This is a genomic window from Paraburkholderia sp. DD10, from assembly GCF_049177125.1.
Taxonomy (GTDB): Bacteria; Pseudomonadota; Gammaproteobacteria; order Burkholderiales; family Burkholderiaceae; genus Paraburkholderia; species Paraburkholderia terricola.
The window spans coordinates 2,138,518-2,151,851 of sequence record NZ_CP185392.1 but is presented as its reverse complement, the minus strand read 5'-3'; the positions used below and the strand labels follow the sequence as shown (position 1 = coordinate 2,151,851).

14 protein-coding genes are annotated in these 13,334 nt (G+C 63.6%); 9 read left to right on the top strand and 5 right to left on the bottom strand.

All coding sequences use genetic code 11. From position 1 onward, the window contains the following. Positions 1-101: 101 nt before the first annotated feature. A complete protein-coding gene (locus ACOCG7_RS09800) occupies positions 102-380 on the bottom strand; it encodes an acyl carrier protein (protein WP_073431751.1) in 279 nt (92 codons plus the stop codon). Positions 381-438: 58 nt separating this feature from the next. Beyond that, a complete protein-coding gene (locus ACOCG7_RS09795) occupies positions 439-1,668 on the bottom strand; it encodes an acyl-CoA dehydrogenase family protein (RefSeq protein WP_421375289.1) in 1,230 nt (409 codons plus the stop codon). A gap of 230 nt (positions 1,669-1,898) precedes the next feature. On the opposite strand from ACOCG7_RS09795, the gene ACOCG7_RS09790 reads away from it, so the two are divergent. Further along, the gene (locus tag ACOCG7_RS09790; protein WP_073431752.1) at positions 1,899-2,735 is read left to right on the top strand and encodes a FadR/GntR family transcriptional regulator; all 837 of its coding nucleotides are present in this window, start codon (positions 1,899-1,901) and stop codon (positions 2,733-2,735) included. A 54-nt stretch (positions 2,736-2,789) separates the two neighbouring features. Here ACOCG7_RS09790 and ACOCG7_RS09785 read toward each other — a convergent pair whose 3' ends face one another. The 3 genes from ACOCG7_RS09785 to ACOCG7_RS09775 all read right to left on the bottom strand — a co-directional run bounded on the left by ACOCG7_RS09785 (position 2,790) and on the right by ACOCG7_RS09775 (position 5,303). Then, complete coding sequence (locus ACOCG7_RS09785; protein ID WP_073431753.1) at positions 2,790-4,214, bottom strand: amidase family protein; 1,425 nt, start codon at positions 4,212-4,214, stop codon at positions 2,790-2,792. Positions 4,215-4,558: 344 nt separating this feature from the next. After that, positions 4,559-4,888, bottom strand: coding sequence for a helix-turn-helix domain-containing protein (locus ACOCG7_RS09780; protein WP_073431754.1), 330 nt, complete (start codon positions 4,886-4,888; stop codon positions 4,559-4,561). A gap of 64 nt (positions 4,889-4,952) precedes the next feature. Next, entirely contained in the window at positions 4,953-5,303 is a 351-nt protein-coding gene (locus ACOCG7_RS09775; protein ID WP_073431755.1) for a helix-turn-helix domain-containing protein, read from the bottom strand. 173 nt (positions 5,304-5,476) lie between these two features. On the opposite strand from ACOCG7_RS09775, the gene urtB reads away from it, so the two are divergent. The 8 genes from urtB to ACOCG7_RS09735 all read left to right on the top strand — a co-directional run bounded on the left by urtB (position 5,477) and on the right by ACOCG7_RS09735 (position 13,220). Continuing rightward, positions 5,477-6,352 (top strand): urea ABC transporter permease subunit UrtB, encoded by an 876-nt coding sequence (gene urtB, locus ACOCG7_RS09770; protein ID WP_073431770.1) that lies wholly within the window; start codon positions 5,477-5,479, stop codon positions 6,350-6,352. Between the two features lie 5 nt (positions 6,353-6,357). Further along, positions 6,358-7,431: a branched-chain amino acid ABC transporter permease gene (locus tag ACOCG7_RS09765; RefSeq protein ID WP_073431756.1), complete on the top strand. Its 1,074-nt coding sequence runs from the start codon at positions 6,358-6,360 to the stop codon at positions 7,429-7,431. Next, complete coding sequence (locus ACOCG7_RS09760; protein ID WP_073431757.1) at positions 7,431-8,165, top strand: ABC transporter ATP-binding protein; 735 nt, start codon at positions 7,431-7,433, stop codon at positions 8,163-8,165. The genes ACOCG7_RS09765 and ACOCG7_RS09760 overlap by 1 nt, the downstream gene beginning before the upstream one ends. After that, a complete protein-coding gene (locus ACOCG7_RS09755) occupies positions 8,152-8,895 on the top strand; it encodes an ABC transporter ATP-binding protein (protein WP_073431758.1) in 744 nt (247 codons plus the stop codon). Before ACOCG7_RS09760 ends, ACOCG7_RS09755 begins: the two co-directional genes overlap by 14 nt. 18 nt (positions 8,896-8,913) lie before the next feature. Further along, positions 8,914-10,092: an ABC transporter substrate-binding protein gene (locus ACOCG7_RS09750; RefSeq protein ID WP_073431759.1), complete on the top strand. Its 1,179-nt coding sequence runs from the start codon at positions 8,914-8,916 to the stop codon at positions 10,090-10,092. 54 nt (positions 10,093-10,146) lie between these two features. After that, positions 10,147-11,562 (top strand): amidase family protein, encoded by a 1,416-nt coding sequence (locus ACOCG7_RS09745; RefSeq protein ID WP_347143644.1) that lies wholly within the window; start codon positions 10,147-10,149, stop codon positions 11,560-11,562. Continuing rightward, on the top strand, positions 11,559-12,104 hold the full coding sequence (locus ACOCG7_RS09740) for an amino acid synthesis family protein (RefSeq protein WP_073431761.1): 546 nt from the start codon (positions 11,559-11,561) through the stop codon (positions 12,102-12,104). Before ACOCG7_RS09745 ends, ACOCG7_RS09740 begins: the two co-directional genes overlap by 4 nt. 81 nt (positions 12,105-12,185) lie before the next feature. Beyond that, on the top strand, positions 12,186-13,220 hold the full coding sequence (locus ACOCG7_RS09735; protein ID WP_084561497.1) for a porin: 1,035 nt from the start codon (positions 12,186-12,188) through the stop codon (positions 13,218-13,220). Positions 13,221-13,334: the final 114 nt, after the last annotated feature.

Below are 13,334 nucleotides of genomic sequence, written 5' to 3'. Positions count from 1 at the left end.
TGGCCGCCGGCTCCCGTACCAGCACTTCGGGTCGCACACGCGTCCGGGGTACGTACCGCGCCGTTGCCGCGATGCAGAATTGCCCGTGCCCGTGCCCGTGGTCAGTTGCGTCGTACATGGGATTCCACGAAGGTGACCAGATTGCCGAAACGCAGAAAGAGGTCGGATGAGAGATCTTCGGGCGCGAGCGTGAAGCCGAAGCGCTGTTCGAGTTGAAGAAGCAGGTCTGTCATGTTCATTGAGTCGACGCCGACGTCGAACAGGTTCGTGTCATCCGCGACCAGTTCCGCAGCCGTGGTGCTGCCGATGGCCGACAGCAGGCATGACTTGATGGTAGCGGCGATTTCCTCGCGTTCGGGACCGGAGGTGGTATGGGTCATGGGAGTATCTCCTGATCAGGTCTATGGACTTTGGTCGCCAGGCATGGCGATGCAGTCGCTAGGCAGGTTCCGCGATGTTCCATGGACGCGACGTCGATCGTTGCGCGGCTCGCGCGATCATGAGCCGCTGCAGGTCGCCGGTGCCTTCCATGATGTCGAAAGCCCTGGCGTCACGGTAGCCCTGTTCGAGCGACGGACAGGCGGTGACGCCATCGATACCCGCAAGGTCAATTGCAGCGCGTGTCACCCGTGCGGCCACGCGGGAGGCAAAAGCCTTGGTCATTGAAGAATCCATCGACGTGGCGGTTCCCTGGTCGGTCTTCCAGGCCGTGCAATGGCAGAGCAGCCATGCGGCCGTGATCTGGCGGTCGATGTCGAGCAGGGCTGCTGACACGCCGGCCGAGCCTTGCCGGTTGTCGGCGGGCTTGCCGCCCGCGTCGAGCCAGGCAACGAGGTCCACGCGAATGCGCCGGCACGTACCGACCATGACTGCGGAAAGCAGCGGCCTGAAGTAGTCCCAGGACCGCTGCGCACCCGAGAAGGCATCGTCGAGCGGCTTCTCGTCGCCGCGGACAAGCAGCGCGTCATCGGTGAGCTCGCAGTCGGCGTACGAGAGCACGGCAAGCTGGGTGGCGCGTAGGCCAGCCATCCGCTCGATGCGCGACACCATGAACCCCGGCGCGCTGCGTTCCACCAGGAATGCACGGATACCGTAGCGTCCCATCTGCCGGTTGATGGTTGCAAACGTGATCACGCAGTCGGCACGCGCGCCGTTCGTGATGAAACACTTCGTGCCGTTCAGTACCCAGCCACGGTCCGTCTTCCTTGCGCTGGTACGCATGGCGGTGGCGTCGGAGCCGCAGTCGGGCTCGGTGATGGCGAAGGCTCCCCAGCGCGGCGTGTCGGATTCGAATCGCCGGAAGAACTGCGCTCGCTGCTCCGCCGAGGCGAGCGCGAGGACAGGTGGCGTGGCGAGTCCCGGGCCCGGCAACGCAAGCGCGAGGCTTGCGTCGGCCTCACCGAGGTAGGCCATCAATGTCGCCCGCGCCACGAGAGACTGGAGGGCCGGGCAGCCTCCGTGGTCGGCTGGCACGAGGTTCATGTTCAGAGCTCGCACGTCACCCGCACGCCAGGGGGGACCGTCGATCTGGCCGGTTACGTCCGATTCGCTACTGACGGCGCGCATGCTCTTGGCAAGCCGTCCGATATCGAGTCCCCGATCCGCGAGGGCCCTACCGATGCCCTCGATCGTATGGACTTGTTGTGACGTCTGTTCGTCTCGGGTCATGAGCGGGTCTCCCATATGGGGCGCGTGCGCTGAGGCGTCGCGCGCACCGAAATCACGGGGCAGTTGCCCGCGTGCCGTTCGTCTAGAGCGTAGGAGCAGGTACGTCGCATCGCCACCCCCGAACATTAGGAGGGTGCCGGCCAGCGTGACGTGAGGCGGCCAGGTCGGCAGTAGATGAACGATAATGACGTCCATACCGAACGATGACTGGCCAACTACGGATGTGACGAATGGCAGGGCGAAAACAGACGACAGCAAAAAAGCCGTTGCTGCAGCCGGACAACAGGGGGCCGCGCACGACCAAGCGCGGCGATCAGGTGGCCGAGCTCATAAAGAGCTGGATTACCGATGGAAGGCTGCGCTCCGGTATGCGATTGAACAAGGAGGCCGAGCTCCAGGAAATATTCAGTGTTAGCCGGGGTTCCATACGGGAGGCCCTCAAGGCACTGGAGGTGCAGGGGCTCGTGCGTCTGAGTACGGGACCGGATGGCGGCGCCACGATCACACGCGTGCCGTTTGCCCGCGCATTCCAGGCGCTGCAGAACTACCTGTTTTTCGAGAGCATCAGTCTGGAGGACATTTACGCCGTGCGGCGTGTGCTGGAGCCGTTACTTGCCGCGGGCGCGGTGGAACATCTGACCGATGCGGATATTGATGCGCTGGAGCGTAGCGTGGAGGCGTGCGAGCCGTTTGTCGCAAGTCATGAGCATGCGCTTGACCAGCGACATGAGGACATTCACTTTCATGATGTGTTCGCGGCGGCCAATCCCAATGCATTCCTTCGCTGCGCGTGCCAGATCATCAACCAGATGCTGCACAGCCTCGTGATCGTGGCCGGTAACGTCACGCAGCAGGAGTACCAGGCGTTCGGGCGACAGACCGTCGCCGCGCACCGGGCGATTCTGGATGCCGCAAGGCGGCGCGACGCCAGCGCGGTCGGACAATTCATGGCCGCGCACATGGAAGAAGCGGAAGCGCAGCTTCGCAAGGTGCATGCAGCCTTACGGCAAAAGCTGGTACTGGATTCGGATCTGGGTCTGCATGCGGGCAGGAAGGGCGGGTCGTGATACGACGGCTGGACCCGCGTCCGGCAGGCCCGGATGTCCGCCAGATACGAGGTCTCAGTGCGTTTTATGGCCGGCAACGGATGAGGAAAACGTACGTGCCAGCTCGGCTAACGGAGCCCTTCCAAAGGCGAGTTCGAGGATGTGGCTTGCCCAGAGCACAAGTGCATCCGCGTGACGACCACCGACGATCTGTATCCCGACAGGCAGGCCTTCGGCCGTTGTGCCAGCGTAGAGGCTGGCAGCGGGAAGCCCGAGCTGATTGCACCATGCAGTGAAGTGGGGGAACAGTTCGTCGCCGGCCTGGAGTTCAGTGAGTCGCATCGCCACGCGCGGATAAACCGGACAGATGACGAGATCGTACCGTTCGAAGAATGCGTTGACGCCGGCGCCGAGTTCGCCCCTCTCGATCAGCGCGCCGAGCAGCGCCTGGCGCGAAATTCCGGCGCCCGCGTCGGAGTAGGCCCGCAATGACGGATCGAGTGCAGCACCGCCGTCGACCATGCCTTCGGTGAGCTGGCGGCAACATGCCGGCCAGAGAGTCGCGTGGATTGCATTACAGCGATCGATACCGGGCGGGTCTTCCGGCTGGACTCGCGCACCGAGTTGACGGAAGGTATCGGCCGCCTGCATGACCGCCTCGTGGATAGCGGGTTCCGGCGTGACGGCGAGTCCGAGAGACGGACTGTACGCTATGCGGATGCCGCCGGGCGTCGGCTTGCATTTGAGACCACGTTCATAGTCGCTGGCGTCGAATGGCAACGCGTACCAGTCGCGGCTGTCAGGCCGGCTGATGACGGTCAGGATGCGGGCGGCGTCTGCCACGCACCGGGTCAGAGGGCCGATATGGCTCAACAGGCCAAACGGGCCGCGCGGGGCATGCGGGACACGTCCGAAGCTCGGCTTGAAGCCGAACGTGCCGGTAAAAGCGGCGGGAATCCGGATGGACCCGCCACCGTCGGTGCCGATCGCGGCTGGCGCCATGCCGAACGAGACGGCGGCGGCGGCACCGCCGCTGCTGCCGCCCGGTGTGCGCTCCCTATCCCAGGGATTGCGTGTCACGCCCGTCAGTGGGCTGTCGGTGACGATCTTGTGGGCGAAATCGGGCAGGGTGGTCTTGGCAAAGCAGATCGCTCCTGACTCGCGAAGTCTCGCCACGCACGGACTGTCGTGAGACGCCGGTACTTCGTCTGTAACGCGTGAGCCGTATCGCGTGGCGAGGCCCGAGACGGCGACGTTATCCTTGATGCTGACCGGCACGCCGTCCAGCGGGCCGAGGGGCCGTTTGCGATGCCATCGTGTCTCGGACGCCCGCGCCATATCGAGTGCATCTCCGGCGATCTGGCAGAAGGCATTCACTGCCGGGTCGAGCTGCTCAACGCGATGAAGTACGGCTTCCATGACTTCCACTGGCGAGGTGCCGCCAGCCTCATAAAGCGCGTGGACCTCCTGTACTGTCAGATCGCAAAGATCACTGCTCATGTCGTCTCCAATTAATCATCATAAATAGACATTAGGTGCAGCTATCGCCTATGTCAAGCATCCGGAGATATGACAAATTACAGGGTAAACGAGCAATTCTGCGACGTTGACACACTCATTTTATGGACGTAAATTTAATCATCATAAATAGCGATGACAAGTGCGGTGCCACCGGAGTGATAGTTTCGGCTCAGGACATGACGGGAGTTTGACGGACATCGCGTTGGAGCATCACGAAGGATTTCGCACGGGTTGCTGGTGGATCAGGGTTGATGTTCCGAACGAGATAGGGCGCCAGTCGTGGTGTCGCAGGTGGCTGGCCCCGAGACTCAGGAATTCTTAGTTTATTCCTGCGCCAGCTTTTCTGCACTAGCGAGGAGTGCCTTTTTCTTTTCCTTGCTGAGCCTGCCCGCGATCGCCAGCAGGTTCGCGAGCAGGTCGTCCTCCTCGTAGAGGAAACCGGTGGGGACAAGCAGGGCCCGCGCCAGACGCTGACTCGTCTGTATGGCCGGGGTGTGCTTGCCCTTTTCGTACTGGTTGACGCGGGTACTGGCGGAAAACTCGTCAATGCCTGCCTGGATGCCAAGCTGCTCCTGGGTGAGGCCCGAGCGCAGCCGCGCCTGTTTCAGGCGTCTGGGGAAAATGGCATCAGGAGTGGGTATATCGCGCGGCATCCGGTGAGTTTCCCGGATTCGCTCAGGGATTTTACTAAGTAACTCTTAGTCGAAAGACTAAGTATTACCTTGTCTTTCGGGTTGTGGAAGTTGATTGTGTCAGCGTCTCGGCATTTGCGAGGAGGATTTTCTTCTTTCCCCGCGTGAGTCCGGCCGCAGTTACCAGGAGGGCTGCAAGCAGGTCGTCCTCCTCGTAGAGGAAAGACGTCGGGACGTGCAGAGCTCTCGCCAGACGCTGCCCCATCGCGAGATGGGGCAAGTGCTTGCCTCTCTCGTACTGATTGATGCGGGCACTGGCGGAAAACTCGTCGATGCCGGCGTGGATGCCAAGTTGCTCCTGGGTCAGGCCCGAGCGTAACCGGGCCTGTTTCAGGCGTATAGCAAAAACGGAGGATGTCGTGTGGTTACCCGGCATCCTGCGAGTCTCTGGGAATTTCTCGCCGTTTTTACTAAGATTTTCTTAGTAGCGGTTCTAAGGAATTCTTCGGGCGATGACCGGCGGGGTGTCTGGACCGAAAAGCCGCTCGTTTGCCAGTTGTACGGATGGGGGTGACGCCCTCGCAGATATGAAGACCTGGACCTATGCCAATGACGACAATTCTGAACATTCTTGGTTACGTGAGCATTCTGGCGCTGGTGGCGCTTGGCCTTGCCATCGTGTTCGGCATGATGGACATCGTGAACCTTGCACACGCCGAGTGGGTCACGATCGGCGCGTACACGCTGGCTGTCGTGCAGGCGATGGCGGGGAAGCAGGCGTTCTGGCTCGCCTTGCTGGCGGCTCCCTTAACCGGGGCACTCCTCGGATGGTGCCTCGAGCGTTTCATCATCCGATTGCTCTACGACCGGCCACTGGACACCCTTCTCGCGACTTACGCCGTCAGCCTGATCCTGCAGAAGGCACTGGAGCTTATCTTCGGCACGCAGCCGATGCTGGTGTACGCGCCGTTCGGCGGAGCGGTTCCGGTCCCCGGGGGGAGCTATCCGGCCTACCGGATCTTTGTGATCGCTGTTGCGCTCATCGTAACAGCAGGGTGCTGGCTGCTTTTCGCCCGTACGCGCTTTGGTATGCAGTTGCGTGCCGTGATCCAGCACCCGGTGATGGCTCAGGCCACCGGCATCGACACCCGGCGCCTGAATCGTATTGCCTTCTGCGGCGGCGCGGCGCTTGCTTCGCTTGCCGGCGTACTCGTTGCGCCCATGGTTTCGGTGGAGTCGCATCTGGGCGTCTCCTATCTCGCCAAGGCGTTCTTCGTGATCGTGCTGGGCGGCATCGGCTCGATTGCGGGCAGCATTCTGGGCAGCGCAGTCATCGGTACGGCCGAGACGTTACTGAGCTATCGCGTCGATCCCTCTCTCGCTTCAGCGGTGGTGCTGGTCCTCTCCATTGTGGTGATCCGGTTCAGACCGCAAGGGCTGATTCCAGGATTCAGCGCGGCTCATCAGCTTCTCGGTAAAGGATAAAGCGTATGTCTGGAAAACACGCAGGCTGTCTGCGGCTCTGGCTCTCACAGCCCGCCCTCGGCCCCAGGGATGTTTCGCCGTTATTGATGTGGAGCGTGGCAATGGCAGCCGTGGCAATCGTGCCTTTTTTTGCCGGACCCTGGCTGCTGTCGACGGTGCGCGATGCGCTGGTCATGGGGATCCTCGCATTGAGCTATGACCTGCTCTGGGGGCGGGCCGGGGTGCTCACGCTCGGGCACACGACGTTCCTGGGTCTCGGTGCTTACGGATTTGCCATCACGACCGTACAGTTCGGACAGGCGGCCGTGACAGGGTTGGCGGTGGGTATGTTCTGCGCTGTGGCAGTCGCCGCGGTGATTGGGTATTTTCTGCTCTTTGCGGGGGTGAGGCTTCACTTCTTCGCCATCATCAGCCTCGCCGTGCTGATCGTCGCCCAGCAGCTCGCCGTCAGCTGGCAGTCGATTACCGGGGGCGACACGGGCATCCTGGGTATCCCGGGACTGTCATTCAGCGTGGGTAGCCACACGCTCGACATGAGCGGTCCTCGCGCCTCCTGGTACACGGTAGCCGTTGTACTGCTTGCCGCGACTGCCCTGATATGGCTCGTGTGCCGCAGCCGCTACGGCAAGGTGCTTGATGCGATCGCGAGCAACGAGTGGCGCGCAAAAGCGTGTGGCTATCACACGTCGTTTCACCTGCTGCTCGTCTTCGTCGCCTCGGCGGCGCTTGCCGCAATCGCGGGCGCGCTGATGGCGGCCTGCTCCGGGGTGGTGGCCCCGGACGTGTTCTCGCCGCTCCTTGCGACCGAAGTGATCCTCTGGGTGGCCATCGGCGGCCGGGGAAGAATTGGCGGTCCTGTCATTGCCGCGGTCGTTCTGACACTGGTCAGGCAGACCGTCTCCAGCTACAGCACGGACGGCTGGCCCCTGATCCTCGGCGGTCTGTTTCTCGCCTGTGTGCTGTTCATGCCGAAAGGACTGCGACTTCATGAACTGGTGGAGGCCGCGCATCGGGCTGGTCGAGCGGTCTGGGGCAGGCCGCCGGTTCACCGCGCCGGACACGCTCAGGAGGAACGGTAATGGACGGCCAGTTTCTGCAGGGCACCAACCTGTCGCGCGCATTCGGTGGAATCAACGCCGTGGCGGGCGTCGACATCACCATCGCGCGACGCGACCTGCTGTGCGTGATCGGTCCGAACGGGGCGGGCAAGAGCACGCTCGTTGGCCTGCTGTCGGGCGCGATCGCCCCCGGCTCCGGCGAGCTGACTCTCGATGGCGAACGGATGACCGGCCGCCCGATGCACGCGTTTTGCCGGCATGGCGTGGTGCGCAAGTTCCAGGGGACCAACACCTTCCTCACGATGACCGTGCGCGACAATCTGGTGGTGGCCGGTCTTGGCGTCGCGGCTTACCGGGCTACGCCGATGCCGGATCCCGACGCAGTGCTGGAAGAGGTGGGTCTGGCGGGGCAGGCGAGCGAGCTCGCCTCGCATCTGCCGCATGGTGAGCGCCAGTGGCTTGAGATCGGCATGGCCATCATGTGCCAGCCCGCATTGCTGCTCCTCGACGAACCCGCAGCCGGCCTGTCCGCGAAGGACGCACAGCGGCTGGTGCGGCTTATTCACCGGTTGCGTGAACAATGCGCAGTGCTCGCCATCGAACACGACCTCGGCTTCGTGCAGTCCCTCGCATGCGAGACGTGGGTGATGCACCGGGGAGAGGTGGTTCGACGGGGATCGTATGCGGAAATCGCGGACGACGAGGAGATCCGCCGCATCTATCTGGGGCGGAGGGCGACACATGCTGCACATTGAAAATCTGTGCGCCGGATACGGCGACGTGGATGTGGTTCACAACCTCACGCTGGACGTGCTGCCGAACGAGGTGGTCGGTGTGCTCGGCTGCAACGGTGCCGGCAAGACCACGCTGGTGAAGGCAGTCATGGGGCTGCTGCCGCGTGTGAGTGGAGAGATCGCTTTCCTGGGCCAGCCGTTGAAGGGCCTGCGCACGCACGAGATCGCACGCCGGGGTATCGGGCTGGTGCCGCAGGGGCGCTGGATCTTTCCGAAACTGACCGTGCGCGAGAACCTGCTGATGGGCACGCAGGCCGCCGGTGGGGCGGACATTCTCGACGAGGTATTCGACTACTTTCCGGTGCTCAGGACGCGTCTGTCGCAGCAGGGCGGCACGCTCTCGGGCGGCGAGCAGCAGGTCCTCGCCATCGCACGCGCCCTGTGCGGACGGCCAAAACTGCTCCTGCTGGATGAGCCGTCCGACGGCGTGCAGCCCAATCTGGTCGAGCGTATCGGCGAGGTGATTCCCGAGCTCTGCCGTCGCTCGAAGCTGGCGGTGCTCCTGGTCGAACAGAACCTCGATCTCGTCCTTCAGAGCGCGCGCCGCTGCATCGTGCTCAGCAACGGGCGGCTCGTGCATGCCGGCGCCGTTGAGCCGCGACATGGCAGAAAGGGCGAACACCCGCTTGCGCGCTATCTCTCTCCGGCCGCCGTGGTCGTGCCGGACTTCCGCCCTGAAAACATCCAGTGAAATCCAGTGAGAAAAAGCATGAACCGACGTGAATTTTCCCGAACCCTGCTGCTTGGCGCGGCTGCCTCCCTCGCCACATCGGCTGTCGCTCCGTTCGCGCGTGGCGCCGAGCCGTTGAAGATCGGCCTGCTCGCGCCGCTCAGCGGTCCCCTGACGCGCGTGGGACAGACCAACCGTAACTGTGCCGCCCTGGCGGTGGATGAGATCAATGCGGCGGGTGGGCTGCTGGGACGGCCACTGCAACTGAGCGTGGAGGACACGCAGATGTCGACGGCCGTGACGCTGGAGAAGGCGCGGCAGCTTTTCATGCGTGACGACGTGGCTATGATCACGGGCATGGTGCTGCCGTCTGAGCGCGAGGCGGCCCTTCAGGCTGCGAGGGCAGCGCGAAAGCTCATCGTCTATCCCAACTTCGATGAAGGGCGGTGCGACCCGCAACTGCTCACGACAGGGCTCGCTGCGAGCCAGCGGATCGAGCCGCTCATTGCGTGGCTCATGCGTGAGGGCGGGCGGTCCGTCTGCGCAGTGGTGTCGGATATCGGCAGCAACCGGAAGGTGCTGGTCCCGCAACTGCAGGCGGCGGTGGCCCGCCACGGCGGCAAGTTCCTCGGCGTCTACTGGCTGCCCTTCGGCACGCGCGACTATGGGGCCGTCCTGCAACAGGTCGCCAGCGCGAATCCGCAGATCGTGTGGCACAGCATCGGGGACGACCCGGTGACGTTCGTGAAGCAGTACCGCTCGTTCGCGATGAAACCGCAGCTGGTGACGGACATCGCGCACGAATCCCTGTCGATTGCAACTACAGGTGCATCGACCGGAACGATCGGCGTGTCGTCGTACTTCATGAGCATCGACAACCCGGAAAACCAGGCGTTCCTCACGCGCTATACAGCCCGTTACGCCGACGCACGCGACCCCCGCCTCGGCCGCTATGCCGTGGTGCTCCCGCACGGCGAGAACACCTACGCGGGCATTCGTCTTTTCGCCGAAGCCGTCCGGTCGGCGGGAAGTGTCGACGCCGGGCGCGTGAGGGCTGCGTTGGCCGCCGTCTCCGTTGCGCTGCCGCGTGGCAAAACCGGTGTGAGTCACGACGGGGGCCATGTGCTTTGCCAGACACGGATCGGGCAGGCGCTTGCCGATAACAGCTTTTCGATCCTGGAATCCACTGGCCCCGTTACACCGGTCTGTGAAGGATAGACGTGCCCTCCTCACGCTTTGGAATGTTGTGTGCTAATAGATAAGGACTACAGAATGAGCGAAATTCTCACGCTGAATGCAGGTCAGCTGGTTGTCGGCTTCCGGCAGCGCAGCCTCTCGCCTGTGGAGGTCATGTGCGCGGTACTGGACCGGGTCACGAAGCTCGATCCGGTAGTCAACGCCTTCTGCGCCCTCGACGAGGAAGGGGCGATGTCGGCGGCCGGCGAAGCCGAGCGCCGGTGGATGCGCGGCGAGCCGTGTGGTCCGCTCGATGGCGTACCGGTATCGGTCAAGGATCTCGTCGCCGTGGCCGGTCTTCCGACACAGCACGGGTCAAGGACCGCCTCGCCGGACCGCGAATATGCCGATGCGCCGGCCGTCGCACGGCTGCGTCGTGCGGGCGCCATACCGTTTGGCAAGACCACGACCTCTGAGTTCGGCAACAAGATTGTGACCGACTGTCCGTTGACAGGCGCGACGCGCAATCCGTGGGATACGCGCCTCTCACCGGGAGGTAGCAGCGGCGGATCGGCGGTCGCGGTTGCGCTGGGCATGGGGCCGCTATCGCTTGCGACCGATGGGGGCGGATCCATCCGGATTCCGGCCTGCTGGAGCGGTGTGGTTGGGTTCAAGCCTACGTTCGCGCTCGTGCCGGCGGGCAATACGGCGTCGTGGACTGCACTGTCCACACTTGGCCCGATTGCGCGAACCGTGCGCGATGCAGCGTTGATGCTTGATGCGGTGACCTGGGCGAATGACGACAGGCCTCCTGGAGCGGGCAGTCCGTCCGGCTATTGCGACGCGCTCGACAACGGCGTCGCGGGTCTGCGGGTCGCCTGGTGCCCCGTCCCGGACGGTGTGTCGGTGGCGTCAGAAATCGCGGAGTGTGTCGAGAGGGCAGCGGGCGTATTTAGTGCACTCGGCGCGACGGTCAGTCAGGCCGATGTCGGGCCGATTGCGGACTACTACGGCAATGGCCGCATGCATTCGGTCCAGTGGTCCGTGTTCTTCGCGCAGCGAGTCCGGCATATGGAGGAGGCGGACAGGACACTGCTCGATCCCGATCTGAAGGCACTGGCGGATGCTGGAGCACAGGTGGACACCGCAACGTTTGCCGATGCACTGCTTGCCCGTCACGCACTCGGCGCATCGATGGAAACGTTCTTCGGCCGTTACGACCTGCTGCTCACACCGACGTTTCATTGCGGGCCACCTCCGGTTCCCGGTCTGCCCGCCCATCTGCGTCAGGCACCCGTCCTGACAGCGTGGTGCAACCAGGCTGGCGTGCCTGCGATATCCGTACCGTGCGGATTCGCGGGGGGCATGCCTGTCGGCCTGCAGATTATCGGGCGTCGGGGCAGCGATGCCCTGGTCTTGCGCGCAGCGCGGGCGTACGAACTGGCGAGGGGGGAATTTCCGGCACCGGGTCCCGAACTGCAGAACGCGGGCGACACGGAGATCGCGCCATGAACGCCGGGATCACGCGGATTGTGCTCCATCTCGTTGAACGGTGCGCGGAACTCGGCACGCCAGTGACTCCGCCGCACCGTCAGATAGTGGCCGCTGCCGTACTGAAGACGACCGGCCCGGATGCCGCCTGCGAGCTTGAGGCGCTCTATGCGACGGGCGCCGAACTCGGCCAGCTGCTCACCGCACGCGCGCTGCTTGCGCTCGGTTGCACGGGGCAAGACATCCAGGGTTACGGGAAGGCGGCGCTTGTTGGGACAGGGGTACCGCTTGAATGGGGAGCGGCGCTCCTGCATCCACGACTCGGCAAGGCAGTACGCGACTGCCTGCCTGGCGCGTCTTCGATCATGCCATCCGTCACGAAGCGCGGGCCCGCTGGCGCATGCGTCGATATTCCCGTGCACAGCGTCACAGACATGTGGAGCTTCGACCACTTCGACACGGTGTCGCTCTGCGTACCCGACTCACCGGCACCGGGCGAGCTGCTCATCGCCATTGCACTGGCCGAGCGCGGAAGGCCGCTCGCACGCGTCAGGCCGGGGTGACGCGCGGCGATAAACCGTGCTGTCAGGCAGGCGCACTTCAAACGAAGAAACGAACACTCACAAACGATGAAGGAGAAGAAAATGTGCAGGGACGTGCGGGGAAGATGGAGCAAGGGGCTGGCCGCGCTATCGTTGTGCGCCACCGTGGGCGTGGCGCACGCGCAGTCGTCCGTTTCTCTCTACGGACTGGCTGATGCCTTCGCCGGGGTGGTACGTACACCGGGCTCGGTGGGCAACGCGTGGGAGGTAGGCTCAGGAGGGCTTTCGACATCGTTTTGGGGCATGTCAGGCGCCGAGGACCTGGGTGGTGGCACAAAGGCGATCTTCACGCTCGAAAGCTTTTACCGGATCAACGGTGGCCAGTCAGGAGCATACAACGGACAGTCATTCTTTGGGCGCAGGGCGTTCGTTGGCCTGAGCGGGGAATCTGGTCAGCTGACACTGGGGCGTAATGATTCACTGCTGTTCGTCTCCACGCTGCTGTTCAACCCGTTCGGCAACTCGTTCGTCTTCTCGCCCATGGTGGTCCACACGTTTCTGGGTTCCGCGATGGGAGCCGCGCCGGTACAAAGCGATACGGCGATTGACGATTCGATCGTCTACCAGTCGCCAGAGGCGGGCGGCCTGACAGCAAGTGTGCTGTACAGCAATGCGGGCATCGCCGGGCATGTCGGGCAGGCGAACTACAGTGCGAACGTGCTTTATTTCGCGGGGCCGTTCTCTGCGACCGCCGCCGTCCAGAGTCTTCACACCGCGTCGCTTTTCCTGAACGGCGCCACGGAACAGACCGCGTGGCTGGCCGGAGCGGCATATCGTCTGCAAACCGTCAAATTTTATCTGCAGTACGAACGGGTGACCAACAACAACGAGCTCACCGACGATACCATTCAGGTGGGGCTGAGCGCCCAGGCCGGCACGGGTAGCATACTGGTGTCCTGGGCGGGCACGCTCCGGCGGCCTGCACAGGGCGCCGATATCCGCTGGTCGACGGTGGTGCTCGGATACGACTACCCGCTCTCGAAACGCACGGACGTCTACGCCGCATGGCGGTACGACACGATGACCAGCGTGTCGTCCGGCAATAGCGTGGGTGCGGGCATCAGGATGAAGTTCTAGCCGACCCTGTCCAGCATGCCTGGATGCCCGGAAAACCGGTGACGAAACCGGCACGTCGGCGCATCGGAATCCCTCCATAACGCGGCGGATGACGCCTCGGATCCCGGCGTCGCG

Bases quoted from the DNA above. Each gene is read 5' to 3' on its own strand.
- ACOCG7_RS09775 (WP_073431755.1), bottom strand. From the start codon at position 5,303: ATGCCGGGTAACCACACGACATCCTCCGTTTTTGCTATACGCCTGAAA.
- ACOCG7_RS09755 (WP_073431758.1), top strand. From the start codon at position 8,152: ATGCTGCACATTGAAAATCTGTGCGCCGGATACGGCGACGTGGATGTG.
- urtB (WP_073431770.1), top strand. From the start codon at position 5,477: ATGACGACAATTCTGAACATTCTTGGTTACGTGAGCATTCTGGCGCTG.
- ACOCG7_RS09760 (WP_073431757.1), top strand. From the start codon at position 7,431: ATGGACGGCCAGTTTCTGCAGGGCACCAACCTGTCGCGCGCATTCGGT.
- ACOCG7_RS09785 (WP_073431753.1), bottom strand. From the start codon at position 4,214: ATGAGCAGTGATCTTTGCGATCTGACAGTACAGGAGGTCCACGCGCTT.
- ACOCG7_RS09735 (WP_084561497.1), top strand. From the start codon at position 12,186: ATGTGCAGGGACGTGCGGGGAAGATGGAGCAAGGGGCTGGCCGCGCTA.
- ACOCG7_RS09790 (WP_073431752.1), top strand. From the start codon at position 1,899: ATGGCAGGGCGAAAACAGACGACAGCAAAAAAGCCGTTGCTGCAGCCG.
- ACOCG7_RS09765 (WP_073431756.1), top strand. From the start codon at position 6,358: ATGTCTGGAAAACACGCAGGCTGTCTGCGGCTCTGGCTCTCACAGCCC.
- ACOCG7_RS09795 (WP_421375289.1), bottom strand. From the start codon at position 1,668: ATGACCCGAGACGAACAGACGTCACAACAAGTCCATACGATCGAGGGC.
- ACOCG7_RS09750 (WP_073431759.1), top strand. From the start codon at position 8,914: ATGAACCGACGTGAATTTTCCCGAACCCTGCTGCTTGGCGCGGCTGCC.
- ACOCG7_RS09745 (WP_347143644.1), top strand. From the start codon at position 10,147: ATGAGCGAAATTCTCACGCTGAATGCAGGTCAGCTGGTTGTCGGCTTC.
- ACOCG7_RS09780 (WP_073431754.1), bottom strand. From the start codon at position 4,888: ATGCCGCGCGATATACCCACTCCTGATGCCATTTTCCCCAGACGCCTG.
- ACOCG7_RS09740 (WP_073431761.1), top strand. From the start codon at position 11,559: ATGAACGCCGGGATCACGCGGATTGTGCTCCATCTCGTTGAACGGTGC.
- ACOCG7_RS09800 (WP_073431751.1), bottom strand. From the start codon at position 380: ATGACCCATACCACCTCCGGTCCCGAACGCGAGGAAATCGCCGCTACC.